The sequence below is a fragment of the Methylobacterium longum genome (assembly GCF_022179385.1).
In the GTDB taxonomy this organism is placed as follows: Bacteria; Pseudomonadota; Alphaproteobacteria; order Rhizobiales; family Beijerinckiaceae; genus Methylobacterium; species Methylobacterium longum.
The window spans coordinates 55,945-78,774 of record NZ_BPQS01000013.1; the positions used below are offsets into that span (position 1 = coordinate 55,945).

General features: G+C 71.1%; 26 protein-coding genes and 1 pseudogene. 12 read left to right on the plus strand and 15 right to left on the minus strand.

Features of this window, described 5'->3' with window-relative positions; all coding sequences use genetic code 11:
- Positions 1 to 17: 17 nt before the first annotated feature.
- Together MFF58_RS13935 and trpS are read right to left on the minus strand one after the other, a co-directional pair.
- Complete coding sequence (locus tag MFF58_RS13935; protein WP_238288783.1) at positions 18 to 719, minus strand: haloacid dehalogenase type II; 702 nt, start codon at positions 717 to 719, stop codon at positions 18 to 20.
- Positions 716 to 1,780 carry a tryptophan--tRNA ligase gene (trpS, locus tag MFF58_RS13940; RefSeq protein WP_238288785.1) on the minus strand — a complete coding sequence of 355 codons (1,065 nt, stop codon included), beginning with the start codon at positions 1,778 to 1,780 and terminating at the stop codon, positions 716 to 718. The genes MFF58_RS13935 and trpS overlap by 4 nt, the downstream gene beginning before the upstream one ends.
- A gap of 276 nt (positions 1,781 to 2,056) precedes the next feature.
- Between trpS and MFF58_RS13945 the strand changes: the two genes are divergently transcribed.
- Positions 2,057 to 3,808 carry a di-heme-cytochrome C peroxidase gene (locus MFF58_RS13945; protein WP_283206437.1) on the plus strand — a complete coding sequence of 584 codons (1,752 nt, stop codon included), beginning with the start codon at positions 2,057 to 2,059 and terminating at the stop codon, positions 3,806 to 3,808.
- Between the two features lie 15 nt (positions 3,809 to 3,823).
- On the opposite strand, the gene MFF58_RS13950 is transcribed toward MFF58_RS13945, so the two are convergent.
- Both MFF58_RS13950 and MFF58_RS13955 read right to left on the minus strand, forming a co-directional pair.
- Positions 3,824 to 4,585 (minus strand): endonuclease III domain-containing protein, encoded by a 762-nt coding sequence (locus MFF58_RS13950; RefSeq protein ID WP_238288795.1) that lies wholly within the window; start codon positions 4,583 to 4,585, stop codon positions 3,824 to 3,826.
- A gap of 200 nt (positions 4,586 to 4,785) precedes the next feature.
- The gene (locus MFF58_RS13955) at positions 4,786 to 5,529 is read right to left on the minus strand and encodes a GyrI-like domain-containing protein (RefSeq protein WP_238289059.1); all 744 of its coding nucleotides are present in this window, start codon (positions 5,527 to 5,529) and stop codon (positions 4,786 to 4,788) included.
- A 197-nt stretch (positions 5,530 to 5,726) separates the two neighbouring features.
- On the opposite strand from MFF58_RS13955, the gene dapF reads away from it, so the two are divergent.
- Both dapF and mtaB read left to right on the plus strand, forming a co-directional pair.
- The gene (gene dapF / locus MFF58_RS13960; protein WP_238288811.1) at positions 5,727 to 6,614 is read left to right on the plus strand and encodes a diaminopimelate epimerase; all 888 of its coding nucleotides are present in this window, start codon (positions 5,727 to 5,729) and stop codon (positions 6,612 to 6,614) included.
- The gene (mtaB, locus tag MFF58_RS13965) at positions 6,614 to 7,840 is read left to right on the plus strand and encodes a tRNA (N(6)-L-threonylcarbamoyladenosine(37)-C(2))-methylthiotransferase MtaB (protein WP_238288823.1); all 1,227 of its coding nucleotides are present in this window, start codon (positions 6,614 to 6,616) and stop codon (positions 7,838 to 7,840) included. The genes dapF and mtaB overlap by 1 nt, the downstream gene beginning before the upstream one ends.
- A 264-nt stretch (positions 7,841 to 8,104) precedes the next feature.
- Here mtaB and MFF58_RS13970 read toward each other — a convergent pair whose 3' ends face one another.
- The gene (locus tag MFF58_RS13970; protein ID WP_238288826.1) at positions 8,105 to 8,779 is read right to left on the minus strand and encodes an RluA family pseudouridine synthase; all 675 of its coding nucleotides are present in this window, start codon (positions 8,777 to 8,779) and stop codon (positions 8,105 to 8,107) included.
- 57 nt (positions 8,780 to 8,836) lie between these two features.
- On the opposite strand from MFF58_RS13970, the gene ftsY reads away from it, so the two are divergent.
- Positions 8,837 to 10,237, plus strand: a complete 1,401-nt coding sequence (gene ftsY, locus MFF58_RS13975; protein WP_238288842.1) for a signal recognition particle-docking protein FtsY — start codon at positions 8,837 to 8,839, stop codon at positions 10,235 to 10,237.
- A gap of 334 nt (positions 10,238 to 10,571) precedes the next feature.
- Positions 10,572 to 11,186, plus strand: coding sequence for a septation protein A (locus tag MFF58_RS13980; protein ID WP_238288844.1), 615 nt, complete (start codon positions 10,572 to 10,574; stop codon positions 11,184 to 11,186).
- Positions 11,187 to 11,272: 86 nt separating this feature from the next.
- Here the strand turns inward: MFF58_RS13980 and MFF58_RS13985 are convergent, their stop codons facing one another.
- From MFF58_RS13985 to MFF58_RS13995, 3 genes are read right to left on the minus strand one after another with little or no spacing between them, the layout of a single operon-like run.
- A complete protein-coding gene (locus MFF58_RS13985) occupies positions 11,273 to 11,887 on the minus strand; it encodes a DsbE family thiol:disulfide interchange protein (protein WP_238288847.1) in 615 nt (204 codons plus the stop codon).
- Positions 11,884 to 12,027: a heme exporter protein CcmD gene (gene ccmD, locus MFF58_RS13990; RefSeq protein WP_238288857.1), complete on the minus strand. Its 144-nt coding sequence runs from the start codon at positions 12,025 to 12,027 to the stop codon at positions 11,884 to 11,886. The genes MFF58_RS13985 and ccmD overlap by 4 nt, the downstream gene beginning before the upstream one ends.
- A gap of 10 nt (positions 12,028 to 12,037) precedes the next feature.
- Entirely contained in the window at positions 12,038 to 12,835 is a 798-nt protein-coding gene (locus MFF58_RS13995) for a heme ABC transporter permease (RefSeq protein WP_238288859.1), read from the minus strand.
- Positions 12,836 to 13,079: 244 nt separating this feature from the next.
- Here MFF58_RS13995 and MFF58_RS14000 point away from each other — a divergent pair, with 244 nt between their 5' ends.
- Together MFF58_RS14000 and MFF58_RS14005 are read left to right on the plus strand one after the other, a co-directional pair.
- Positions 13,080 to 13,751 carry a trna delta -isopentenylpyrophosphate transferase gene (locus MFF58_RS14000; protein ID WP_238288861.1) on the plus strand — a complete coding sequence of 224 codons (672 nt, stop codon included), beginning with the start codon at positions 13,080 to 13,082 and terminating at the stop codon, positions 13,749 to 13,751.
- Between the two features lie 39 nt (positions 13,752 to 13,790).
- Positions 13,791 to 14,105: a hypothetical protein gene (locus MFF58_RS14005; protein WP_238288863.1), complete on the plus strand. Its 315-nt coding sequence runs from the start codon at positions 13,791 to 13,793 to the stop codon at positions 14,103 to 14,105.
- Between the two features lie 9 nt (positions 14,106 to 14,114).
- Here the strand turns inward: MFF58_RS14005 and MFF58_RS14010 are convergent, their stop codons facing one another.
- Both MFF58_RS14010 and MFF58_RS14015 read right to left on the minus strand, forming a co-directional pair.
- On the minus strand, positions 14,115 to 14,861 hold the full coding sequence (locus MFF58_RS14010) for a tRNA1(Val) (adenine(37)-N6)-methyltransferase (protein WP_238288864.1): 747 nt from the start codon (positions 14,859 to 14,861) through the stop codon (positions 14,115 to 14,117).
- Positions 14,858 to 15,082 (minus strand): putative signal transducing protein, encoded by a 225-nt coding sequence (locus tag MFF58_RS14015; RefSeq protein WP_238288866.1) that lies wholly within the window; start codon positions 15,080 to 15,082, stop codon positions 14,858 to 14,860. The genes MFF58_RS14010 and MFF58_RS14015 overlap by 4 nt, the downstream gene beginning before the upstream one ends.
- A gap of 168 nt (positions 15,083 to 15,250) precedes the next feature.
- Between MFF58_RS14015 and MFF58_RS14020 the strand changes: the two genes are divergently transcribed.
- On the plus strand, positions 15,251 to 16,270 hold the full coding sequence (locus MFF58_RS14020) for a polyprenyl synthetase family protein (RefSeq protein ID WP_238288868.1): 1,020 nt from the start codon (positions 15,251 to 15,253) through the stop codon (positions 16,268 to 16,270).
- 70 nt (positions 16,271 to 16,340) lie between these two features.
- Here MFF58_RS14020 and MFF58_RS14025 read toward each other — a convergent pair whose 3' ends face one another.
- On the minus strand, positions 16,341 to 16,799 hold the full coding sequence (locus MFF58_RS14025; RefSeq protein WP_238289061.1) for a MarR family winged helix-turn-helix transcriptional regulator: 459 nt from the start codon (positions 16,797 to 16,799) through the stop codon (positions 16,341 to 16,343).
- A 137-nt stretch (positions 16,800 to 16,936) separates the two neighbouring features.
- On the opposite strand from MFF58_RS14025, the gene MFF58_RS14030 reads away from it, so the two are divergent.
- Both MFF58_RS14030 and MFF58_RS14035 read left to right on the plus strand, forming a co-directional pair.
- Positions 16,937 to 18,742, plus strand: coding sequence for a chloride channel protein (locus tag MFF58_RS14030; RefSeq protein ID WP_238288869.1), 1,806 nt, complete (start codon positions 16,937 to 16,939; stop codon positions 18,740 to 18,742).
- A 14-nt stretch (positions 18,743 to 18,756) separates the two neighbouring features.
- Entirely contained in the window at positions 18,757 to 19,230 is a 474-nt protein-coding gene (locus MFF58_RS14035) for a hypothetical protein (protein ID WP_238288878.1), read from the plus strand.
- A gap of 17 nt (positions 19,231 to 19,247) precedes the next feature.
- Here MFF58_RS14035 and MFF58_RS14040 read toward each other — a convergent pair whose 3' ends face one another.
- The 3 genes from MFF58_RS14040 to MFF58_RS14050 form a co-directional block, all read right to left on the minus strand.
- Entirely contained in the window at positions 19,248 to 20,120 is an 873-nt protein-coding gene (locus MFF58_RS14040; RefSeq protein ID WP_238288895.1) for a 4-(cytidine 5'-diphospho)-2-C-methyl-D-erythritol kinase, read from the minus strand.
- A gap of 62 nt (positions 20,121 to 20,182) precedes the next feature.
- Positions 20,183 to 20,464 (minus strand): MoeA family protein, encoded by a 282-nt coding sequence (locus MFF58_RS14045; protein ID WP_238288896.1) that lies wholly within the window; start codon positions 20,462 to 20,464, stop codon positions 20,183 to 20,185.
- A 15-nt stretch (positions 20,465 to 20,479) separates the two neighbouring features.
- Entirely contained in the window at positions 20,480 to 20,683 is a 204-nt protein-coding gene (locus MFF58_RS14050) for a molybdopterin-binding protein (protein WP_238288904.1), read from the minus strand.
- A gap of 229 nt (positions 20,684 to 20,912) precedes the next feature.
- Between MFF58_RS14050 and MFF58_RS32570 the strand changes: the two genes are divergently transcribed.
- Positions 20,913 to 21,095: a hypothetical protein gene (locus MFF58_RS32570; protein ID WP_238288906.1), complete on the plus strand. Its 183-nt coding sequence runs from the start codon at positions 20,913 to 20,915 to the stop codon at positions 21,093 to 21,095.
- A 43-nt stretch (positions 21,096 to 21,138) separates the two neighbouring features.
- Here MFF58_RS32570 and MFF58_RS32575 read toward each other — a convergent pair.
- Positions 21,139 to 21,354 (minus strand): annotated as a pseudogene (locus MFF58_RS32575) (molybdopterin molybdotransferase MoeA); the annotation flags it as partial.
- Between the two features lie 164 nt (positions 21,355 to 21,518).
- Between MFF58_RS32575 and MFF58_RS14060 the strand changes: the two are divergent.
- Positions 21,519 to 22,688 carry an aminotransferase class V-fold PLP-dependent enzyme gene (locus tag MFF58_RS14060; RefSeq protein ID WP_238288908.1) on the plus strand — a complete coding sequence of 390 codons (1,170 nt, stop codon included), beginning with the start codon at positions 21,519 to 21,521 and terminating at the stop codon, positions 22,686 to 22,688.
- Positions 22,689 to 22,830: the final 142 nt, after the last annotated feature.

Consider the following 22,830-nt stretch of genomic DNA (forward strand, 5'->3'; position numbering starts at 1 on the left):
ACCCTCCGTCGTCGCGGTCAGCAGCCGAGCCGGTCGGCGAGATCCGCGAGGTCCCGCGCCGCGTGGGTGACCGGCACCGTCGGCGCGGTCTCGCCGCCGGCCGGCCCGTGCTCGTGGGGCCGGGCGATGTGGGCGGTGGCGAGCCCGTGACCCGCCGCCGCCGCGAGGTCGTTCGAGTGGGCCGCGACCATCATGGTCTCCGCGGGCGCGAAGCCGAGGGCCGCGACCGCGTCGCGGTAGAGAGCGGGCTTCGGCTTGTAGTCGCGGGAATAGCCGGCTCCGAGGATCGCGTCGAAGATCAGCCCGTTGCGGCGGGCGAGGTCGGCCATCAGCCGGACATGCCCGTTCGAGTTCGGCGCCAGGAGGTGCTTCGCCCGCAGCCGCCGCAGCGCGTCCGGCACCTCGGGCCAGGCGTCGAGCCGGTGCCAGGCCTGGACCAGCTCCCGCCGGAGGTCCTCGGACACGCCCGCGATGCCGAACTGTGCCAGCACGTCCGGCAGGGACTCGGCCTGGAGCGTGTCGAGGTCGACGAAGGGCCGGGCGCCGGAGCGCACCGTCTCCATCGACGGGTTGTAGCGGGCCCGCCACGCATCCGCGAAGGCACCGGCATCGAGGTCTGGCGCGAGGGGCGCGAGCAGCCGCGCCGCCTCGCGGGCGACGCCGGAGCGCCAGTCCACCAGCGTCCCGAAGACGTCGAAGACCAGCGCCCGGACGGTCACCGCACCGCCTGAAGGCTCGGACCGCGCCGCACGAAGCCGACGATGTCCTTGACCGCGTCCAGCGTCTGCGCCGCGATGGTCTCGGCCCGGGCGGAGCCATCGGCCAGCACGGCGTCGATGTGGCCGGGATCGGCCGTGAGCCGGCGCATCTCCCCGGCGATCGGCGCGAGGCTCGTCACCGCGAGGTCGGCGAGCGCCGGCTTGAAGGCGGAGAACTGCGCCCCGCCGAAGTCGCGCAGCACCTCTTCGCGGGTGATGCCGGCGAGCGCCGCGTAGATCCCCACGAGGTTGTCCGCCTCCGGCCGCTCCTTCAGCCCCGCCACCTCGGAGGGCAGGGGCTCCGGATCGGTCTTGGCCCGCCGGATCTTCTGGGCGATGGCGTCCGCATCGTCCGTGAGGTTGATGCGGGAATTGTCGGACGGGTCCGACTTGGACATCTTCTTGGTGCCGTCGCGCAGCGACATGACCCGGGCGGCCGGGCCGCCGATCAGCGGCTCCGTGATCGGGAAGAACGCGTCGCCGTGACCGTGCGCCGCGATCGAGCCGGCGAAGTCCGTGTTGAACTTCTGGGCGATGTCCCGGGTCAACTCCAGGTGCTGCTTCTGGTCCTCGCCCACGGGGACGTGGGTCGCCCGGTAGGCCAGGATGTCGGCGGCCATCAGCACGGGATAGTCGTACAGGCCGATGGAGGCGTTCTCCCGGTCCTTGCCGGCCTTCTCCTTGAACTGGGTCATGCGGTTCAGCCAGCCGAGGCGGGCGACGCAGTTGAACACCCAGGCGAGCTCGGCATGCTGCGGGACCTGGCTCTGGTTGAACACGATCGAGCGCTTCGGATCGATTCCGGCGGCGAGGAAGGCGGCCGTGACCTCGCGGATCTGGCCGCGCAGGGCCTCCGGGTCCTGCCAGACGGTGATCGCGTGCAGATCGACCACGCAGTACAGGCACTGCGCGTCGCGGTCCTGCATCTCCACGAAGCGCTTCACCGCCCCGAGATAGTTGCCGAGGTGCAGGTTGCCGGTGGGCTGGACGCCCGAGAAGACCAATTCGGTGAACGCGGCCATCGGCGCCGATCCTGAGCAAGCATAGACCGGGGCTCCGCGCCGTCCGGGCGCGGGGTTACTCGCACCCGTAGGCCGGACCGGTCAAGGCGCGCCGCTTGACCGGCCGGTGCGCCGGACGGGCGCCGGCCGTCGGCAGCACGGGCCTCCCGATCCCATCTCGCCGTCGCTGCGCGCCATCCAAACGGATGATGCCGCGAACCAGCCGATGTTACATTCCGTTTTACTGATTTGATTCGCGGAATTCGGCTGTCTGACCACTGTATTCGCGGGGGATCGATGTCGTCGGCACGCAGACTCCTCACGGCCGTCTGGGCCTGCCTCCCCCTCCTGTCGGTGCCTGCTGCCCGGGCGCAATCCACGCCGCCGATCTCTGTCGATCAGGGCTCCGACTGGGACGACCGTGTGCGGCGGGCCTTCTACCTCCAGAGTCAGGGCTCCGAGCTGATGCCACTCGCGTGGCTGAAAGCCCTGAAGCGGACCGACGGGACGCCGTTCCTCGCGGGAAGCCTGTCGCGCTACGGCTATCTGCCCAATCCCGACAGCCGTGACGATCTGCCCGTCGGATTCACCTTCGCCGGCCCCGCCGGGGGCGAGATCGCCGGGATGACCTGTGCGGCCTGCCATACCCGTCAGATCACGGTCGACGGCAAGGCCTACCGGATCGACGGTGGGCCCGCCATCGCCGACTTCCAGAGCCTCCTGAGCGACCTGGATGTCTCCATGGCCGCGGTCGTCGCGTCGGAGGCGGCATTCCAGCCCTTCGCCCGGACGGTTCTCGGCAAGGCGGCCGAGGACGCGGACGCGGTCCAGAACCTCTCCTTCTTCGTGAAGGCTTGGTACGACCGCTATCACACGCTGATGACGCGGGCCTTGCCCAAGACCCCCTGGGGCCCTGCGCGGCTCGACGCCGTGGGGATGATCTTCAACCGCGTCACGGGCCTGGATATCGGCGTCCCGCCCAACACCATGATCCCGGACAACATCCGCGTCGCTGATGCGCCGACGCGCTATCCCTTCCTCTGGAACGCGCCGCGTCAGGACCGGACCCAGTGGCCGGGTTTCGCGGAGAACGGCAACGACAGTCTCGCCTTGTCGCGGAATCTCGGCGAGGTGCTCGGCGTGTTCGGCCGGTTCCATCCCCGGCCGGACCCGTTCAAGGTCCTGCTCAGATACGATTACCTCAGCGACAACTCGGCGAACTTCAACGGCCTGCGGCTCTTGGAGGACGCGGTTAAGAAGATCGGCCCGCCGCGTTGGCCCTGGACTCTGCAGGCGACGCTGGTTGAGCGGGGCAAGATGATCTTCGAGCGGGGGGAGTCGGAGGGCGGCTGCAAAGGCTGCCATTGGCCGAACCCGGGTGTCCGCTGGCCGGGTGAAGCGGCGACGTGGCACACCCCGGTCAAGGATGTCGGCACCGATTCCCGCGAGCACGGGATCATGCAGTGGCGGGCGAAGAGCGGGGTCCTCACCGGCGCGCAGATCCCCCTTGTGCAGTCGATGCCGCTCAAGGCCGAGAACGAGTGCGCCATCAGCATCCTCGCCAACGCTGTGGCCGGCTCGATCATCCAGAGCTTCAATCCCTTTCTGACCGCAGCGCCGCCGGGGATGGCTCCGCCGCACCTCAACGTGCTCGCGCTGCCGCAGCAACTGCGGTCTCTCGCCAATGCGTTCCCCCGGGCGGGTGATACGAGCTGCACCTCCGGCGTCCCGGCCGGGACCTATCCGTACGAGGCGCGCGTGCTCGAAGGGATCTGGGCGGCCGCGCCCTATCTCCACAACGGGTCCGTGGCGACCCTCGCGGACCTCCTGAAGAAGCCGAACGACCGCCGCCCGTCCTTCAGGATCGGGTCGAACTACGATACCGAGGCCGTCGGCCTCGGCGAGGACCAGACGCAGTTCGACTACACGTTGAACACGACGGATTGCACCGATCGCGATTCCGGCAACAGCCGGTGCGGGCACGATTACGGCACGAATCTCACGCCCGACGAGAAGAGGGCCCTTCTCGAGTATCTGAAGTCACTTTAGGCGCAGCACGTCGGCTCACGGCTCCCGCACGGGCAGCCGCGCGCTCGGGCAGAGGTCGACCAGGACGCAGCGCCCGCAGGCCGGACGCTGATGGTGGCAGACCTGCTGGCCGTGCAGCATCAGGATCTCGTGATTGTCGTAGAGATCCTGCGCGCTCCACGCGGCGGGGAGCTGCGCCCGCAGGATTGGGTGCGAGGGACCGACATCGACCCGCTTGCCGATCAGCCCAAGGCGCTGCGCCACCCGGTGATGATGGCTGTCCACCGGCAAGGCCGGCATCCGCAGGGTGGAGAACGACAGGACCGCCGCGCTGGTCTTCGGGCCGATGCCGGGGATGGCCTGCAGCCACGCCCGCGCGGCCTCGACCTCCATGTCGGCCAGGAAGGCGAGGTCGAGGCTCCCGCAGCGGTCGCGCACGGCCCGGAGCACGTCGCGGATCCGCGGCGCCTTCAACTCCGGCCAGGTCACGCCCGCGATGGCGGCCTCGATCTCCGGCACGTCCGCGTCGATCACCGTGTCCCAGTCGGGGAACCGGGCGCGGAGGGCCTTGAAGGCCCGGCCGGACTCGGCGTTGCGGGTCCGGTGCGACAGGAGCGAGGAGACGAGTTCGCTGACCGGATCGAGACTGTGGAAGTACGGGATCGGGCAGCCGTAGACCGGGCACAACCGCGCGTGGACGGCGAGGGCCTTCTCGGCGAGGGCCGGATCCGTGGCGGCGGGGACCGCCTTGCGGCGGGGACGCGGGACGGTTTCGGTTCTGAAATCGGCGGCGGGCATATCGGGCGAATCCGCCAGCCCGCATCGCTGTTCCTGGCGGCGCGGGGCAGCGGCGATCTGTCCGATCCGGCCGCGTCGGCCTCGCGGTCGGAGGCCGCACGTTCCGCCCTCCCGTCGAAGAGGGGGGAAGAACGAGCCGGCGGTCGCGGCCGGTTCGACGGCGCGGGTTCGGTCCGCGTCGCCGGCCGATCGCCCGGCTCCTACTTCACCAGCGCGTAGATGTTGACGTCGAGGTTGTCGTCGGTGTTGTCCTTGAGGTCGGTCGCGTATTCCTCGACGAACCGGTCCTGCACCACGATGTCCTTGGCATCGAGATAGGCAGTCAGCGTCTCGTAGGTGCTGTCGATCGACTCGTAGGAGCCCTTGTGGGCGAAGCGCAGGGCCTTGCCGGAGGGCGTCGTGCCGAAGCGCAGTCCGTCCGCCTCGGTCGGAGCCGGACTCGGGGCGGCCGCCACCGGCATCATCGCCTCGAACTCGAAGCCGTCATCGTCGGTGCGGGTGAAGACGGCGAGGGGCCGGCCGGCCGGCGCGACCCCGATCTTGGCGAGGTCGGCCTCGATCCGCGCGAAGGCCTGCCTCAGGTTCGGCACGGCCTCCTCCCACTTGGTCTTGCCCGACAGGATCGCGGCCGGCTTGGCCGGCAGCGTGACCTCGTCGACGTCGCCCGGTTCGCCGGGCTTCTCGATCAGAGTCGGCCGCGCGGGCGTCCCGACCGCGGCCTGACCCGCGGGCGGGGGGGCGATCGACTGCTCGGGGGCCGGGGCCGGGCTCTTGCCCGGATCGGCGATCGGGTTCGGCGCCGTCGTCGTGGGCAGCGGGTTGGTCTGCGCCGGCGACGGCGCCGTGGACGGCGGCGGGGCGGCCTGTTGTTGCGCGGCGACTGGATTGCCGGACGCGAGCACGAGTGCAGCCGAGAGGGCGACGAACGGGCGAAGGCGGATCACGTAGGGCGCTCCGGTCGAGGCCAGCGGATGATCGCGCGGGCTCTCGTGGCCTAACCTAGTGGCGAACCGCACGGCCCGCGAGACCACCGCGGACGAGAGCTGCGGGTGCGGCGCATCTGCCACGCCGCAGGCTCCCCTCGCGCGCAGCGGCGGGTTTTGCCATATAGCCGGCCGATCCTTCCAAGCCGCGGGACCGCATGAGCGCACTCGCCCACAGACGCTTCCTGAAGATGCACGGCGCCGGCAACGCGATCGTGGTGCTGGACCTGCGCGGCTCCGCCGAGCGGGTGCGGCCCGCGGAGGCGCGGGCCATCGCGCGGGATCCCGGCTCCGCCTTCGACCAGCTGATGGTCCTGCACGATCCCGTGAGCCCGGGCACGGACGCGTTCATGCGGATCTACAACACCGACGGCTCGGAATCGGGCGCCTGCGGCAACGGCACCCGCTGCGTCGCCTACGCGATGCTCGACGATCCGGCCATGGCCCGCCCGGCCGAGGGCGGGCGGCTTGCCCTGGAGACCGAAGCGGGCGTGCTCGGCGTGCGCCGCGTCTCGGAGCGGGCCTTCACGGTCGATATGGGCCGCCCGCGGCTCGCCTGGGACGAGATCCCCCTGGCGGAGCCGTTCCCCGATACCCGGCGGATCGAGCTGCAGATCGGCCCGATCGACGATCCGACCCTGCACTCGCCGGGCGTCGTGAATATGGGCAACCCGCACGCGGTGTTCTTCGTGGAGCGGGATCCGGACAGCTTCGATCTCGCCCGGATCGGCCCGATGCTGGAGAACCACCCGCTCTTTCCGGAGCGCGCCAACATCTCGGTGGCGCAGGTGACGGGGCGCGAGACCATCACCCTCCGCGTCTGGGAACGGGGCGCCGGGCTGACGCTCGCCTGCGGCACCGCCGCCTGCGCCACCGTGGTGGCCGCCGCGCGGCTGCGGATGATCGGCCGGCAGGCCGCCGTCGCGCTGCCCGGCGGCGAGTTGTTCGTCGAGTGGCGCGCCGACGACCACGTGCTGATGACCGGTCCGGTCGCCCTCGTCGCCGAGGGCACCCTGGCGCCGGAGCTGTTCACCGGCACCGCCTGATGGCGGTCGAGACCCTGACGTTCGGGTGCCGGCTGAACATCGTCGAGTCCGAGGCCCTGCGGGCCCATGCGGCGGCGGATGGGCGGGACCGGGTGGTGGTGAACACCTGCGCGGTGACGGCCGAGGCCGGGCGGCAGGCCCGCAAGGCGATCCGGCGGGTCGCGCGCGAGCGCCCCGGCGCCGAGATCGTCGTCACCGGCTGCGGCGCCGAGGTCGAGACGGCGGCCTACGCGGCCATGCCCGAGGTGGCGCGCCTCGTCGGCAACGCCGAGAAGCTGCGGCCGGAGGGCTGGTCGTCGGCCGCGACCGGGCCGGGCGCCGTGATGGCGGCACGTCGGGCCGATCCGACGCGGATCGGGGCCGTGGCCGGGCACACCCGGGCCTTCGTGCCCGTGCAGAACGGCTGCGACCACCGCTGCACCTTCTGCGTCATCCCGTTCGGCCGCGGCGTCTCCCGCTCGGTGCCGGCTTCCGACGTGATCGCGCAGATCGAGACCCTCGTGGCGCAGGGCGGGCGCGAGGTGGTCCTCACCGGCGTGGACCTCACGGCCTATGGCCGGGATCTCGCCGGGCCGCCCCTGTCTCTCGGCGGCCTCGTGCGGGCGATCCTCCGGGCGGTGCCTGGCCTTCCGCGCCTGCGCCTGTCCTCCATCGATTCCGTCGAGGCCGACGATGCGCTGCTGGCCGCCATCGCCGAGGAGCCGCGGCTGATGCCGCACCTGCACCTGTCCCTCCAGGCGGGCGACGACCTGATCCTGAAGCGCATGAAGCGCCGGCACCTGCGCGCCGACGCGATCCGCTTCTGCGAGATCGTGCGGCGGCTGCGGCCCGACATGGTCTTCGGCGCCGACCTGATCGCGGGTTTCCCGACCGAGACCGAGGCGCAGTTCGGCCGCTCCCTCGATCTCGTGGCGGAATGCGGCCTGACGCACCTGCACGTCTTCCCGTATTCCCCGCGCCCCGGGACGCCCGCCGCACGCATGCCGCCGGTGGCCCCCGAGGCGATCCGCGCGCGGGCGGCGCGCCTGCGCACAGCCGGCGCCGACGCCCTGCGGCGGCACCTCGACGCGCAGGTCGGCCGACGGCTGACGGTGCTGGCGGAGCGCGGCGGCATCGGGCGGAGCGCGGATTTCACCGCGGTCCGCCTGGCGGGCGCGGTCGCGGCGGGGACGTTCCACGACGTCGGCATCGCCGGCCACGACGGCGCGCGGCTCATCGGCGCCTAGCGCCCCCGGGGGCGACGCGGTTCTCCGGTCCGCGATCCCGGGAAGGGCGCCCCGGAGGCCCGCTTTGCGCTCCGGCAGCTCAAAACGTGGGGCTGGGCCGGCAACGGTCCGGAGCCCCGCCTCCGAGCCACGTCGCCCGCGATTGCGGACCCGGGGAATGCGGGGACGCCCGGCTCGAGCGCGGTTGTCGATCAGCCGCTCGGGATCCCGTGCGGGTCTCGGGCTTCGCCCCTCGCGTCGCCGCGCGCCGGACGACGCCGAGGCTCACGCCGGCATCGTCGCGACGGCCTGCGCGATGTGCGGCGGCGGCGGCGCCGTCACCGTGATCGCGTCGCGCTTCGGGTAGAGCGGGATCGACAAGGTCCGCGCGTGCAGGTGCAGGGCGCTGCCGCGGGGCGCCCCGCCGTAGATCGCGTCGCCGAGGATCGGCCAGCCGGAGGCGGCGCAGTGGACCCGGAGCTGGTGGGTGCGGCCGGTGACCGGCTTCAGCTCCAGCCAGGTCCGACCGTCGGCGCGGCCGAGCACCCGCCAATGCGTCAGGGACGGGTCGCCCGCCGGATCGGCCTTCATCCACCACGAGCGCGGATCGTCCGAGCGCCGGGCCAGCGGCAGGTCGATCCGGCCGGACTCCTCGGCCGGGCCGCCCGCCACGAGGGCCCAGTAGGTCTTGTCGACGGCGCTGCCGGAGAACAGCTTGCCGAGACGCGCCAGGGCCTTGGCGTGGCGGCCGAGCGCGAGGCAGCCGGAGGTGTCGCGGTCGAGCCGGTGCGCCGCCTCCGGCCGGCGCGGCAGGCCGAAGCGGAGCGCGTCGAGGTGGTCGGTGAGCGTCTCGCCACCGCGCGGGCCGGGATGGACCGGCAAACCCGGCGGCTTGTCGATGACGAGCAGCAGGGCATCGCGGTAGAGGAGGCGCGCGCCTATGTCGAAGGCGTTGGACATCCGGATCGGCTAGAGGGTCGGTGTCGGCGGGGCAAGGTGGGGCGAGGACGCGAAGTCATGGCGAGCGAGGAGAAGCCCGGCTGGTTCGGACGCCTGTTCGGGCGCAAAGGCCAGCCTGCGCCCGAGGACCAGACCGAGGATCAGTCCGAAGACAAGCCCGAGGCCGAACTGCCGCCGGAGGCGGCCTCGCCTTCGGAGGGCGAGCCTGATTTCGCCACCGCCGCGGAGGACGTGGCGCACGTCCCGCTGCCGCCGGAGGATGCCGGGGGGCCCGTCCCGGACGCGATCGAGGGCGCGGATCTGCTGCCCATCCCGGGCGAGCCCGAGCGTCCGCCGACCGGCACCGCCGGCGACGATCCCGCGCACGGCGCCGACCCGGTCGATACCGGGGACGCCAACCGGGAGCCGGTGGTCGAGGCCACGCCCGCCATCGATCCGGACTTCCAGCCCGACACCCAGCCCGATATCCAGCCCATCGACAGCGCCGCGGCCCTCGCCCACGACGCGGGCGCCGGGCCGGACCGCGAGCCGGAGGCCAAGGGCTGGTGGGGCCGTCTCACCTCGGGGATGAAGCGGACCTCGTCGGCTCTGTCCGACCGCGTCACCGGCCTGTTCACCAAGCGCAAGCTCGACGCCACAACCCTCGAGGATCTGGAGGATGCGCTGATCCAGGCCGATTTCGGCCTGGAAACCGCCATGCGGGTCTCGGAAGCCGTCGGCAAGGGCCGCTACGAGAAGGGCATCTCCCCGGACGAGGTGCGGGCGATCCTGGCCGCGGAGGTCGAGCGGGCGCTGGAGCCCGTGGCGGTGCCGCTGTCGATCGACGCCGCCAAGAAGCCGTTCGTGATCCTGACGGTCGGCGTCAACGGCGCCGGCAAGACCACGACGCTCGGCAAGCTCGCCTCGAAGTTGCGGGCGGAGGGGCGCACCGTGATGCTGGCGGCGGGCGATACGTTCCGGGCGGCGGCGATCGACCAGCTCAAGGTCTGGGGCGCGCGCACCGGCACGCCGGTGATCAGCGGCGCGCAGGGTGCCGACGCGGCGGGCCTCGCCTTCGACGCCCTCAAGCAGGCCTCCGCCGCCGGGACCGACGTGCTGCTGATCGACACGGCGGGCCGCCTCCAGAACAAGGCCGGCCTGATGGACGAGCTGGAGAAGATCGTCCGCGTGCTGCGCAAGCAGGATCCCGAGGCGCCGCACGCGACCCTCCTCGTCCTCGACGCCACGGTCGGCCAGAACGCCCTCTCGCAGGTGGAGCTGTTCTCGCAGGCCGCACCCGTCTCCGGGCTGGTGATGACCAAGCTCGACGGCACCGCCCGGGGCGGCATCTTGGTGGCGCTGGCCGCGAAGTTCGGCCTGCCGGTGCATTTCATCGGCGTCGGCGAGGGGGTGGAGGATCTGGAACCCTTCGCGGCAAGGGACTTCGCCCGGGCGATCGCCGGGCTGGAGAAGGATTAGGCGGCGCGCATCCCGCCGGCCCGGCGGCGGGCCTCTGCGGCGATCTGCGCGCGGGCGTGGTCGACGGGGATACCCCGTGCCACGACCCGGCCGTCGCGCGCGACGCCGTCGTCCGGAACGCGCGGGGCACCGCTGGCGCGGGCCCGATCGGTCTCTGCCGTCGCTGATCCGGCGCCGGCTGCGGGGCGTTCGCCGCGAGGTCGGCCGGGGGCACCCCGATCTCGGCATTCTCCATCACGATGGACATCGCGCGCTCCGCGTTACACACACCCCCGCAAATCCCGTTCGACGCTCCCAGTTTACCGTGAGCGCCGCAGCCGAGCCGACCGAGCGTATGCAGATCGAATCCGTCCCCCCGCAGCGCCACCTGCCGCCCCTCGTGAAGCTGGCGCTGGAACTCGGCCCGCTGGTGCTGTTCTTCCTGGGCAACGCCTATTCCGAGCGCTTCGGTGTGGCACCCGACCAGAAGCTGTTCGTGGCGACCGGCGTGTTCATCGCGGCGACCGTGGTGGCCTTGACGATCCACTACGTGATGGTCCGGCGTTTGCCGATCATGCCCCTGGTGTCCGGCGTGGTGGTGGTGGTGTTCGGCGGCCTCACGCTGGCCCTGCAGGACAAGACCTTCATCATGGTCAAGCCGACCATCGTGAATTCGCTGTTCGGCACCGTACTGCTGGGCGGCCTCCTGTTCGGGCGCTCGCTGCTGTCGGTGGTGCTCGACTCGATGTTCAGCCTCACCGAAGAGGGCTGGCGCAAGCTCACCTTCCGCTGGGGCGTGTTCTTCTTCGTCCTGGCCGCCCTCAACGAGGTCGTGTGGCGGACGCAGACGGAGGATTTTTGGGTCAACTTCAAGGTGTTCGGCATCATGCCGATCACCGTGCTGTTCGCGCTGGCGCAGACGCCGCTCCTCACGCGCTACGAGCGCAAGACCCCGCAGCCGGAGGCGTAGCGCGCCCTGCCGGGGGCGTAGCGGCCCCTGCCGGAGGCTTGGCACCCGGGCCGGAGGCTTGGCCTTCCCTGCCGGGCGCGCCGCGGCTACTGCGCCGCCGCGACCTTCCCGGCGGCGCGGATGCGGGCGAGGACGCTCGCGAAATTCTCCGGCGTGAGGATGCCGACGAGCTTGTCGCGGATCACGCCGTCCGGCCCGATGATGAAGGTTTCGGGCACGCCGTAGACGCCGAAATCGATCGCCGCGCGCCCGCTCGCGTCGGCCCCCACGGCGCTGAACGGCACGCCGTGCCGGGCGAGGAAGCGCTGACCCGCCTCGGGACTCGGTTCCTTGTAGTCGATGCCGACCAGCCGGATGCCGGGCTCCTTCGCCAGCCGCATCAGCATCGGATGCTCCACCTGACAGGGGGCGCACCAGGAGGCGAACACGTTGACCACCGTGATGTGGCCCTTCAGGTCGCCGCTCGACAGGCCTGGAACGGGGGCGCCCGCGGCTGTCAGTCCCGGGACGGCGGGGAGCGCGAAGCTCGGGGCCGGCTTGCCGATCATCGCCGAGGGCAGGGCCGCCGGATCGGCCCCCGAGCGCAGGCGCAGGAACATCACGGCCGCGAGCGCCGCGAAGGCGAGGACGGGCACGATAAGCAGGAGCGATCGGCGGACCGGAGGCGGCGAGTCCGTGGCGTCGTCGAAAGGTGCGTTCATCGCCGCTCCTCCCCGAAGCCCCGCAGGGCGCGGAGCTGCGCCCGCCGGTCGCGCAGGGCGTTGCCGACGAGCGCGATCATCACCAGCGCGCTGAACGCGTAGGCGGCCAGGATGAAGCCGCCGTGGGAGCCCAGATCCATCGCGGCGCTCCTAGACCGGTTGGCCGACCGGCATCGCGGCCGGCGTCGGGGTGATGCGGGGCTGGGTGCGGTCGAGGCGCTCGGCCTCGCGGATCGTCAGCGTCCGCACCCGGCGCCGCATGATCTCGGTGCGCATCGCGTAGAGATGCAGGGTCGACCCCCCGAGGGTCGCGGCGCCGATCATGATCAGCAGCGGGTAGAGCATCGACGGATCGATCGTCGAGCCGCCCATCCGCAGGATCGAGGCCGGCTGGTGGAGGGTGGACCACCAGTTCACCGAGAACTTGATGATCGGCAGGTTCACGGCGCCGACGAGGGTCAGGATTGCCACCGCGCGGGCGGCTCGGTTGGGATCCTCGATGGTCCGCCACAGCGCGATGATGCCGCAGTAGATCAGCAGCAGGATCAGCATCGAGGTCAGCCGCGCATCCCAGACCCAGTAGGTCCCCCACATGGGCTTGCCCCAGAGGGAACCGGTGACGAGGCAGATCAGCGTGAACGCCGCCCCGATCGGCGCCGCGGCCCGTTGGGCGACATCGGCCAGGGGATGGCGCCAGACCAGGGTGCCGATCGCCGAGAGGCTCATGGCTCCGTAGAAGAAGACCCCGAGCCACGCTGCAGGGACATGGATGTACATGATCCGGACGGTCTCGCCCTGCTGGTAGTCGGGCGGGACCGCGAAGAAGGTCAGGTAGAGGCCGATCCCCTGGCCCGCCAGCGACAGGGCGGCGAGCCAGGGCACGAGCGCGCCCGACCACCGCATGAAGTGGCTCGGGTTCGACAGGCGGGTCCAGAGGGAAGGGGTCATCGCGACTGCGGTCTCGGACATCGTGACCGTGGGTCTACCTTAGGGTGCGGTGCAGCAACAATGCGGGCCATGCGCGCGCCCGATCAGGAGCCCGCGAGGACGCGACGCCGCATCCGCAAGGCGGTCCGCCCCTTGCGAAGGGTACGCCGATCGCGCATATAGATACGAACAAAAAGAGAACAAAAGAGCGTCGCCCGAGAAAGCTGTGGACGACGCGGCCCTCTCCCGCCGGAACGAGCCCCGCATGCGAACCGCCGACAAGCAGATCGCCGACATCCTCGTCCGCTACGGCGAACCCTTCGGGGGCAACGTCTGGCGCGTCCAGGGCACGGCCGTGATCTACCACAAGACCCTGGAGCGCATCGCCGCACAGGCGGGGATCGTGTTCGAGCCGCCGACCGTCATCCGCGCCGAGCGCGACGAGGCGGTGATCCTGGTGACCGGTCGCCTGCCCGGCGCGAAGCCCGGGACCGAGCGGGTCGAGTGGTCGATGGGCGAGGCGCTGGTCAACGTGAACTACCGCGTCTCGGGCAAGCAGGCGGCCTACGTCTACGCCATGGCCGAGAAGCGGGGGAAGGACCGGGTCATCCTCAAGCTGATCGAATTGCACGGTCTCGTCTATTCGGAGGAGGAGGCCGACGAGTTCCGGGCGCACCAGCCCGCCGTCCGGGCCGTCGACGAGGATTTCGAGGAGCCCGCCGCCTTCGACGAGGTCACCGAGGCCGAAGGCGATCTCAAGCGCCGCATCGACGAAGCCGAGACGATCAACGCGGTCACCGACCTGATGCTGGACGGCGCCACCCAGGCCATCCTGGCGACGATGCCGTCCGGCACCCGCGACGAGGTCCGTGACTACGCCAAGGCGCGCCTCGTCGCGCTCGGCTGGCCGAAGCGCGGCCGCCGCAGCGCGGCCTGATCCCCACAGCACCGCATTCCGCAACCGCAGGAGACCGCCATGCATCGCGCGACGAGCAGCCGCCGCACCCTGAAGGCCCGCCGGGAGGTCCGGCGGAACTGGAGCATCGAGACGCTGTCGTACAGCCCGACCCGGATCGTCCGCCTGGGCTCGGAGAAGGTCGCGATCCTGTTCCCGCCGGTCGAGCCCGGTTCGGCGTGGCAGCTCTACCCCCACCCCGACACGTTCCCGGGGCTCAACTTCGACGGCCTGCCGGAGCCGCTGCGCCCCGAATTCCTCGCCTTCCCGGACCTGCCGGAGGTCGAGCGGTTCCTGGGCATCCGCGAGGAGGAGCCCGCCGCCCTCGCGGCGTGAGGCCTCCCCTCAGGGCGGAGGCCAGGGCGCGCCGGTATGGAGCGCCCGGGCCTCCGGGGTGAATCCGCCGTGGGGGTCGTGCAACACGAGTGGCGGGCACAGGCTCGCCGCCGCGCGGCTGCCCCGGATCGCGGTGATCAGCACGCGGATCGCCGGGGCGTCGGCGCGGGCATGGACCGGCCGGATCGCCAGCCCGCCGTAACGCCCCCTGAGGGCCTCCAGGCAGGCCGGCAGCGCATCGGCCCTGTGGACGAGCCCGAGGCGGCCGCCGGGCCGCAGGATCGCCGTGCAGGCGCGGATCCACGTCTCCAGGCTGCCCTCCGCGAAGGTGTGGGCGGACGCCCGTCCCGGATGGGGCGAGGCGCGGTGCGATTCGGCCGTGAAGTATGGAGGGTTCGTCAGCACCGCATCGAAACTGTCCGGCTGGAGCCCGGCGGCGCGGCGATCCGCCGCCGCTGCGAGAACGTCGACCACGATGACCGGCGCGTCGATGCCGTTCAGCGCGGCGTTGATCCGGGCCAGCTCGGCCAGGGCGGGATCGCGCTCGATCAGGGTCGGTCGAAGCCCCGGCGTCAGTCCCGCGCAGGCGAGCCCCACGGCACCCGTACCGGCGCCGACGTCGCAGAGCCGATCCTGCGCGCGCAGCGTCATCAGCCGCGCGAGCAGAACTGCATCCGTCCCGGCACGATGCGCCCCCCGGGACGGCTGGTGCAGGCGCAGCAACCCGCCCAGGAAGGCGTCCGGCTCCGTCGTCACGGCTGACGCAGTTCGTGGGCGATCCCGGCATCGCCGAGGAGGCGCCGCGCCTGGGCCTCGTGATCGCGCGGCACCAGAAGCCGCTGTCCGAACGCGCCGATCGAGCCCTCCAGCAGGCTCATGTGACTGTCCGCCACCAGCACCGGGATCTCGGCCGCCTCCAGAATAGAGCGCGCGAACCCGATCAACACGAGATCGTTGGCCCGGATCAACTCGATCATCGCGCGTCCTCGATCATCATCGTGTAGATCGGCGGTTTCGTCGCGGAAGACCCGCGCTGCCGGTATCCCATATCGGCTGGGCGACGATGTTGCGGCGGCGCGGGGCGCGTGCGAAGGGATCGGCGGCCCCGCGACGGGCGACCGCTCTGGAGGTCACGGATTTTGGGTATGGCCCTCTCCATCGAGAACCCGAAGCCTGAGGCCGAGGCGGGGCTGAACGACCTCGTCGCGCTGGTGGCCGACGGCATGGCGCGGGTCAACACCACGATCCTGTCGCGGACCGGATCCGACGTGGCGATGATCCCCGAAGTCGCCAATCACCTGATCGCGTCCGGTGGCAAGCGCCTTCGCCCGATCCTGACCCTCGCCTGTGCCCAGCTCTGTGGCTACGCGGGCGGGGCCGACGGCGACGTCAAGCTCGCCGCCAGCGTCGAGTTCATGCACACCGCCACGCTCCTGCACGACGACGTGGTCGATGAGAGCGACATGCGCCGCGGCCGCGTCGCCGCCCGGATCAAGTGGGGCAACGAGGCTTCGGTTCTGGTAGGCGATTTCCTGCTCGGCCAAGCCTTCCGCATGATGGTGGAGGTCGGCTCGCTGAAAGCCCTCGACATCCTCTCGGCCGCCGCAACGGTGATCGCAGAGGGCGAGGTGATGCAGCTCACCAACGCCAAGAACCTGGAGACCGACGAGGCCGCCTATCTCGCGGTGATCCGCGGCAAGACCGCCGAGCTGTTCGCCGCGGCCTGCGAGGTCGGGCCAGTGCTCGCCGGTCGGCCGGCGGTCGAGCAGGCCGCTGCCCGCGCCTACGGGATGAACCTTGGGATCGCGTTCCAGCTCATCGACGACGTGCTGGATTACGGTGGCACTTCGGCGGAGCTCGGCAAGAACGTCGGCGACGATTTCCGTGAGGGCAAGATCACCCTGCCGATCGTGCTGGCCCATCGACGGGCCAGCGAGGGCGAGCGCGGATTCTGGCGGCGCACCCTTCAGCACGGCGAGATCGGAGAGGACGATTTGGGGACGGCCCTCGACCTGCTACAGCGCCACGGCGCCCTGGAAGAGACGGTCGCCCGCGCCCACTATTACGGCGCCGAGGCGCGTGCCGCCCTCGACATCTTTCCCGATGGTCCGGTGAAGGCAGCGCTCCTCGGGGCGGTGGAGTTCTGCGTAGCGCGGGCGCGCTGAGGCGTATCGCGGCTTCCGCGGCTGCGGTGTCCAACGCGGAAGCTGTCTCGGTCCGAGTACCGCACGCCCGTCATCGCGTGGCCGAAGCCAGCACGTCGGCCAAGACCGGTGCCAATCCGCGCAGTTCCTCCAGATGCGCGGCCGTCAGCGTCCGCAGCAATGCCTCGGCGTGGGGTGTCAGCGACAGCGCGCTCCGACGCCGGTCTTCGGCAACGCGCACCTTGGTCAGCAATCCGCCTTCCACCATCCGGGTGACCAACTCGGCGGCGCTGTGAGGTGCGATGAGCAGTTGCTCGGCGAGCAGCCCTACGGTTGCCGGCGCGCGTCCGGCGTGGCCCGCCAGGGTCAACAGGGCCTGATGCTGCTGCGGCGGCAGGCCGGCGCGCGCCGCCGCGGCCTCGCTGAAGGCCATGAAGCGCCGGAGCCGAAACCGGAAATCCGCCAAGGCCGCGTACTGCTCCCGCGTCAACGCACCCGTCTCCGGTTCGTTGGGCTCGGGCTTATCGATCTCGGGATCGTCTACCGCCATGATCGTCTCCACGAGAGCTATCCGGATGCCTCTATGTGAGCGCCGATCCAGGATCATGCACGTCGCCCTATCGGGCCCTGGTAGAATATATCGGATCACGACATAAATGACAGGTTCTGCTCAGAGAGGAGACCTGGATGGATGGCCGGATCGAGATCGCGCGCGGCGGTGACAGGCCGAGGCGGCGGGCCCTAGGGGATTTCAGCACCGATCGGCGCGTCCTGACCCTGGCCGGCTTGGCGATCATCACCGGAAGCGCCGCCAGCGCCACGGCTTGGGTGCTGCTTACCCTGATCGGGCTCGTAACCAACCTCGTCTGGTATGGGCGTTTCGATGCGAGCCTGACATCGCTGGCCGGTGCTACGCCGGGACCGTGGACGGTCGCGATCCCAGTGGTCGGCGCGCTGATCGTCGGTGCCATGGCGCGCTACGGCTCGGAGAAGATCCGCGGCCACGGGATCCCGGAGGCGATGGAAGCCATCCTGATCGGCGGCAGCCGGATGTCGCCCAAGGTGGCCGTGCTCAAGCCGCTCTCGTCGGCCGTGGCGATCGGCACCGGCGGTCCGTTCGGCGCCGAGGGGCCGATCATCGTCACCGGGGGCGCGGTCGGCTCGCTGTTCGCCCAGTTCTTCCACCTGAGCGCCGCCGAGCGGAAGACCCTGCTGGTGGCGGGTGCCGCCGCCGGCATGACGGCGATTTTCGGGACGCCGGTGGCGGCCGTGCTGCTCGCCGTAGAGGTCCTGCTGTTCGAGTGGCGGCCGCGCAGCCTCGTCCCCGTGACGGTCGGAGCTGTGACGGCAACCTGTTGGCGGCCGCTGCTTTTCGGCGCCGGCCCGCTCTTTCCCTTCGCCGACAATCCGTCACTTCCGTGGTGGGGGCTGCCTGCCTGCGCGGCACTCGGCATCGCCTGCGGGCTGATTTCCGGCCTCCTCACCCGCACGCTCTATGCCCTGGAGGACGGCTTCGGCCGGCTGCCTCTGCACTGGATGTGGTGGCCGGCGCTGGGGGCCGTCGTGGTCGGCCTCGGCGGTCTCGTGGAGCCCCGGGCACTCGGCGTCGGCTACGACGTCATTCACGACCTGCTCTCCGGGCACATGCTGACCGGTGCCGTCGTGATGATCCTCGTCGTGAAGGCGGTGATCTGGCTCGCTGCTCTGTCCTCGGGAACGTCCGGCGGCGTGCTCGCGCCGCTGCTCATCCTCGGCGGCGCGGTGGGGTGGTTGATTGGGCTCCTCCTGCCGGGTGCCCATGGCTTCTGGGCGCTGATCGGTATGGCGGCGATGCTCGGGGGCACGCTGCCAGCTCCGCTGACCGCCGTGGTGTTCGCCGTTGAGATCACCGGCGACGTCGCTGCACTGGCGCCTCTGCTAGCCGCCACCATGGCGGCCTACGCCGTGACCGTGCTGCTCCTCAAGCGCTCGATCCTGACCGAGAAGATCGCCCGGCGTGGCCAGCATGTCACCCGCGAGTACGGGATCGACCCGTACGATCTCGCTCGGGTGGAAGCGGTGATGACCCGGTCGGTCGAGACCCTGAATGCGGGTTCGCCCCTGACCGAGGCGCTCGCAGCCATTGAGACGGGTATCCACCACGCCTATCCAGTCATTGACGACGGCGGTCGTCCCGTAGGGCTGGTCTCGCGCGGCGATGCGCTGGGCTGGGCCCTGGAGGAGCGCGATGGCGACACCGCGGAAGGCAGTCTCGGCGAGCGCGTCTCGGACGCCGATCTCGCTGTGGTCCATCCGGGCGACGTCGTCTCGCACGCGATCGACGTGATGCTCGCCGCCGGGCAGGGCCGCCTGCCGGTCACCGACCCACAGAGCGGCCGGCTGGTCGGGCTACTGACCCGCAAGGATCTGCTTCAGGTTCGCGCCACCGTCGTGCGCGGCGAGGCCGAACGTCATGCGTTCTTCCGCAAGGGCCGGCTCGTTCGCCGGGCGTGATCAGGAGGAAGACGATGGCGCATCGCGGTCCGGATCTGACGTCCCTCCTCGGTGGGCTCGGGCCAGGCGCCTTCTGTCTCTTGGACGGCCCTAATGGGACGGATCTGGCGCTGGTCGTCTCGCGTGAGGGGCGGCGCGAGGTGCTCGTCTTGAATCGGCGTCGCAAGGCTGACGGGGACCTGCCGCTCCTGTCGAACCTTGCCGTCGACGCCGTGGTGGTCCTGTTGGCCGCCTTCGTGGCGCCTAGCGGCGCGGTTGACCCTGCGGCATCCGTTTCCCCCAGGCGCGTCCCAGGCGCGCTCTACCTCACGGCGGCGGGCAACTATCTCTGCGGTCGCGACGAGTTCGGGCGGCTCGCGACCTTCGATGCGGCGAGCGGACTTCACGGCGCGATCAACGCGGAAGGGCTTCCGCAGGCGGTGCGATGGCGCGTGATGGTTCCCCAGGCGGGCGGCGTCGTCACGGTCTACGAGGCCGAGCCCGCCTGAGGGCCGCGGCCCGACATTCAGCGCAGGAAAGTCGGCGCAACCCACCAGTCCGGGTGAGCGGCACGCAGGGCAGCGGCAGCCCTGACGGCACCGCGCCGGTCCGCGAACAGCGCGAAGACCGTCGCGCCGGAACCCGACATTCGCGCGAGCCGGCAGCCCTGTGCACGCAGCGCCGAGAGCGTATCGCCGATCACCGGCGCGACCGTGAGGGCCGGCGCTTCCAGATCGTTGCGGGCCGGGGTGATCGCGGCCACCAGAGCTTCGCCGTCGAGATCCGGGGTGATCGCCGGATGGGCTGCACCGTCGAGATCCTGGCCGGGCACGAGGCCGAGCGCCTTGAACACCGGCGCGGTCGGGACCGGAACGCCGGGATTGACCAGCACCGCCGGCAGGGGTGCGAGGCCGAGAACCGGGCCTATCGCGTCACCGACGCCGCGCATCATCCGGGCTCGCGGGTCCAGGCAGACCGGCACGTCGGCTCCGGTTTCCCGCGCCACCGCGACGATGGCCGCGTGATCGAAGGGAAGTCCGTTGAGGCGGGCGAGCAGGCGTAGGGCCGCGGCGGCGTCGGAGGATCCGCCGCCGATGCCGGCAGCCACGGGCAGGCGCTTCACGAGGTGGAACGCGCCGGTGCGCAGATCCGGCACCTGCGCGGCGAGCCCCCGCGCCGCGCGCAGGACGAGGTTGTCACCCGTTGGGCCGGCCGGGCCGGCCGTCGGGCCGCTGACGGAGAGGCCGAGGGGCGCGCCGGGATCCAGGGTCAGCCGGTCGGCGACGCCCGCGAAGACCACGAGGCTCTCCAACGCGTGATAGCCGTCGCGCGCCCGGCGCCCGAGGATGTGGAGCGTCAGGTTGACCTTGGCGGGGGCGCGGTCTGCGAGGAGGGTCACGGGGGCTCGGACGTAGAAGGGCGGTGTCGAGGCTCTACAGACTCGCGCCTGATAAAAACAGCTCAGCCGAACTCCGCATGCGGTCTGTACGGCAGCGCGTCGCCGACGCGGATCGCCGTCAGGTCCTCGGCGAATTCGACCAACCCTTCGCTCGTCGCGAGGCTCGACAGGGCGCCGCCAGACGCCAGGACGGCGACGGGCCGTCCGGCGTCATCTGGGCTCAGGCACACGCGAAGGTACTCGCGCCGACCCGGACGCTTCTCACAAGCGAAGCCGCTCGGCACGGTGAGTGCGGGTGCGGTGTCCTGCACGCCCGACAGGTGCAGGACGAGCGGCTTCAGCACCGTCAGGGCGGTAACCTAGGCGGTGACCGGATTACCCGGCAGGCCGAAGAAGGCCGTGCCGTCCACCTGTCCCAGCGCCACCGGCCGGCCCGGCTTGATCGCCAGCCGCCAGAAGGTCAGCCCGCTCGAAGCCTCCACGGCGGCGCGGACATGGTCTTCCTCTCCCACCGAGACGCCGCCGGAGGTGACGATCAGGTCGTGCGCCGCGGCAGCTGCCACCACGCGCGCGCAAGGGGGCGGGCGCGTCGCGCCGGATCCCGAGATCAGCAGCCTCGACGCCGAGCCGTTTCGGGAGCGAAGAGCATCGGCCGGTTGACGTCGTGGATGTCGGCGGGGGGGTAGGGGTTGACCCGGGGGGCGTCAGTTCGTCGCCGGTGGTAAACAGTGCTGCCCTCAGTGGGACGCGCAGGCGCAGGTCGGGAAGTCCAAGGGCGGCCGCGAGCGCCAGGTGGCGGACACCGAGCCGGGTGCCGGCCCGGATCGCGATGATGCCGTGCGCGATGTCCTCACCGGCCCGGCGACGGTTGGTGCCGGAGCGAGTTTGGGCGGCAAGGTGACGCTGCCGCCTTCGACCCGCACGGCCTCCTACATGGCCACGGCATCGGCGCCGGGTGCATCGGAGCCCCGGTGAAAATCCGCACCGCGACGCCGGAACACGCCGCCGTTGGCGTTCGGCCCGCCTGGATCCGTCCGGAGAGAGGCAGGTGGGTTGCCCCGCCGTCCGCGCAATCGGCCGCGCGCACGGCGTAGCCGTCCATCACCCCGTTATCGAAGGGTGGCAGATCGAGCGGGGCGACAACGACCTCGGCGAGGACGCGGCCATCCGCCTGCCCGAACGGCACCGTTTCGATGCCGGCGAGCACCGGCAATCGCTTCCGGATGAGCGCCACAGTGTCGGCCCCGCAGAGGTGTGGGCGCCGCGTCGACGCAGTCGGCGCTCAGACGGTCCATGGCGGCGCCGGATTGGGCTGGTGCAGGCGGGTCGGCACGGGCGGCCTCGCAGGCTGTGGAGCGCCGGAGTGCGGCATCGGAGCCGGGCGATGAAGCCCGGCACGTGGCCTCGGCCGGTCGCATCCTCTACACTCTCGCCACCATGTCGCCCGATGCCGCGTTGCCTAGCCTGCGCCATCTGTTCGAGGTGCCGGCGGATGTCAGCTACCTTGACGCGGCGGCGTGGTCGCCGTTGCCGCGGGTTGTCCGCGCCGCCGGAGAAGCGGGCATCCTCGTCAAGAGCCGGCCCTGGGACCATTCCCGCTCGGCGATCCCGGCCCTCGCTGAACGCGCCCGCGCCGCTGCGGCCGGTCTCATCGGAGCCGGCGCGGACGACGTCGCGATCGTCGGCTCGGTCAGTCACGCAATGGCCGTCGCCGCGCACAACATTTATCCGCGTCCCGGCGGTCGTCTCTTGCGGGTGGCCGACGAGTTCCCGTCCCTGCGTTTTGCCTTCGACCGTCTCGCTGTTCGCCATGACCTCGCCGTTGAGGAAGTGGCACGTCCCGGTGACGGCGATTGGACGGCGGCATTGCTGACCGCCATCGACCGTCCGGGTGCCGGTCCGCTTTCACTCGCCACGCTGACGCCCCTTCACTGGACCGACGGAAGCCTGATCGATCTCGACCGCCTTGCACCAGCCGTCCGTGCCGCAGGCGCTGCCCTGGTGATCGACGCGACGCAGGCTGTGGGGGCTCTCCCGGTGGACGTGGCCCGATGGCAACCCGATTTCCTGGCCTTTCCCACCTACAAATGGGCATTGGGACCCTACGGATTCGCCTGTCTGTACGCGGCGCCCCACCGGCAGGACGGCTGCGCCATCGAAGAGAATGTCGGCAACCGTCCGCCGGTCGACGGCGCTCGCCGCTACGACCGGGGCGAACTGAACGATCCCGTCGCCCTCGCCATGGCGGCGACCAGCCTGGAACTGATCGCCGGCTGGAATATGCGATCCGTGGCGGCACGGCTGCGTGAAATGACGGACCGGCTTGCCACGGATGCCGAGCCGCTCGGGCTCCTGGCTGCGGCTCGGGGCCTGCGGGCGCCCCACATCCTGGGACTGCGCTCGTCCGGAGCGTTACCCAACGGTCTCGTGGACAGGCTCGCCCGGAAGCGGGTGTTCGCCAGCGAGCGCTCGTACGCCTTGCGTCTCAGTCCGCATGTCTGGGTCGACGATGACGACATCGCACGCTGCATCGCCGCCCTCCGGGATGTGCTCGGCGGACGTCCCTGAGACACGACGGAAATGCACGGCTGCTAAGCCGGCACGCGTCGGCAAAGTGCGGATGTCGACGCCGGCATCGCGCCTAGATCAGCCGTCGATACCGCCTGCGCGGTGCCCTGAAGAAGGCTTCCTTCGTCAAAATGTCGAGTTT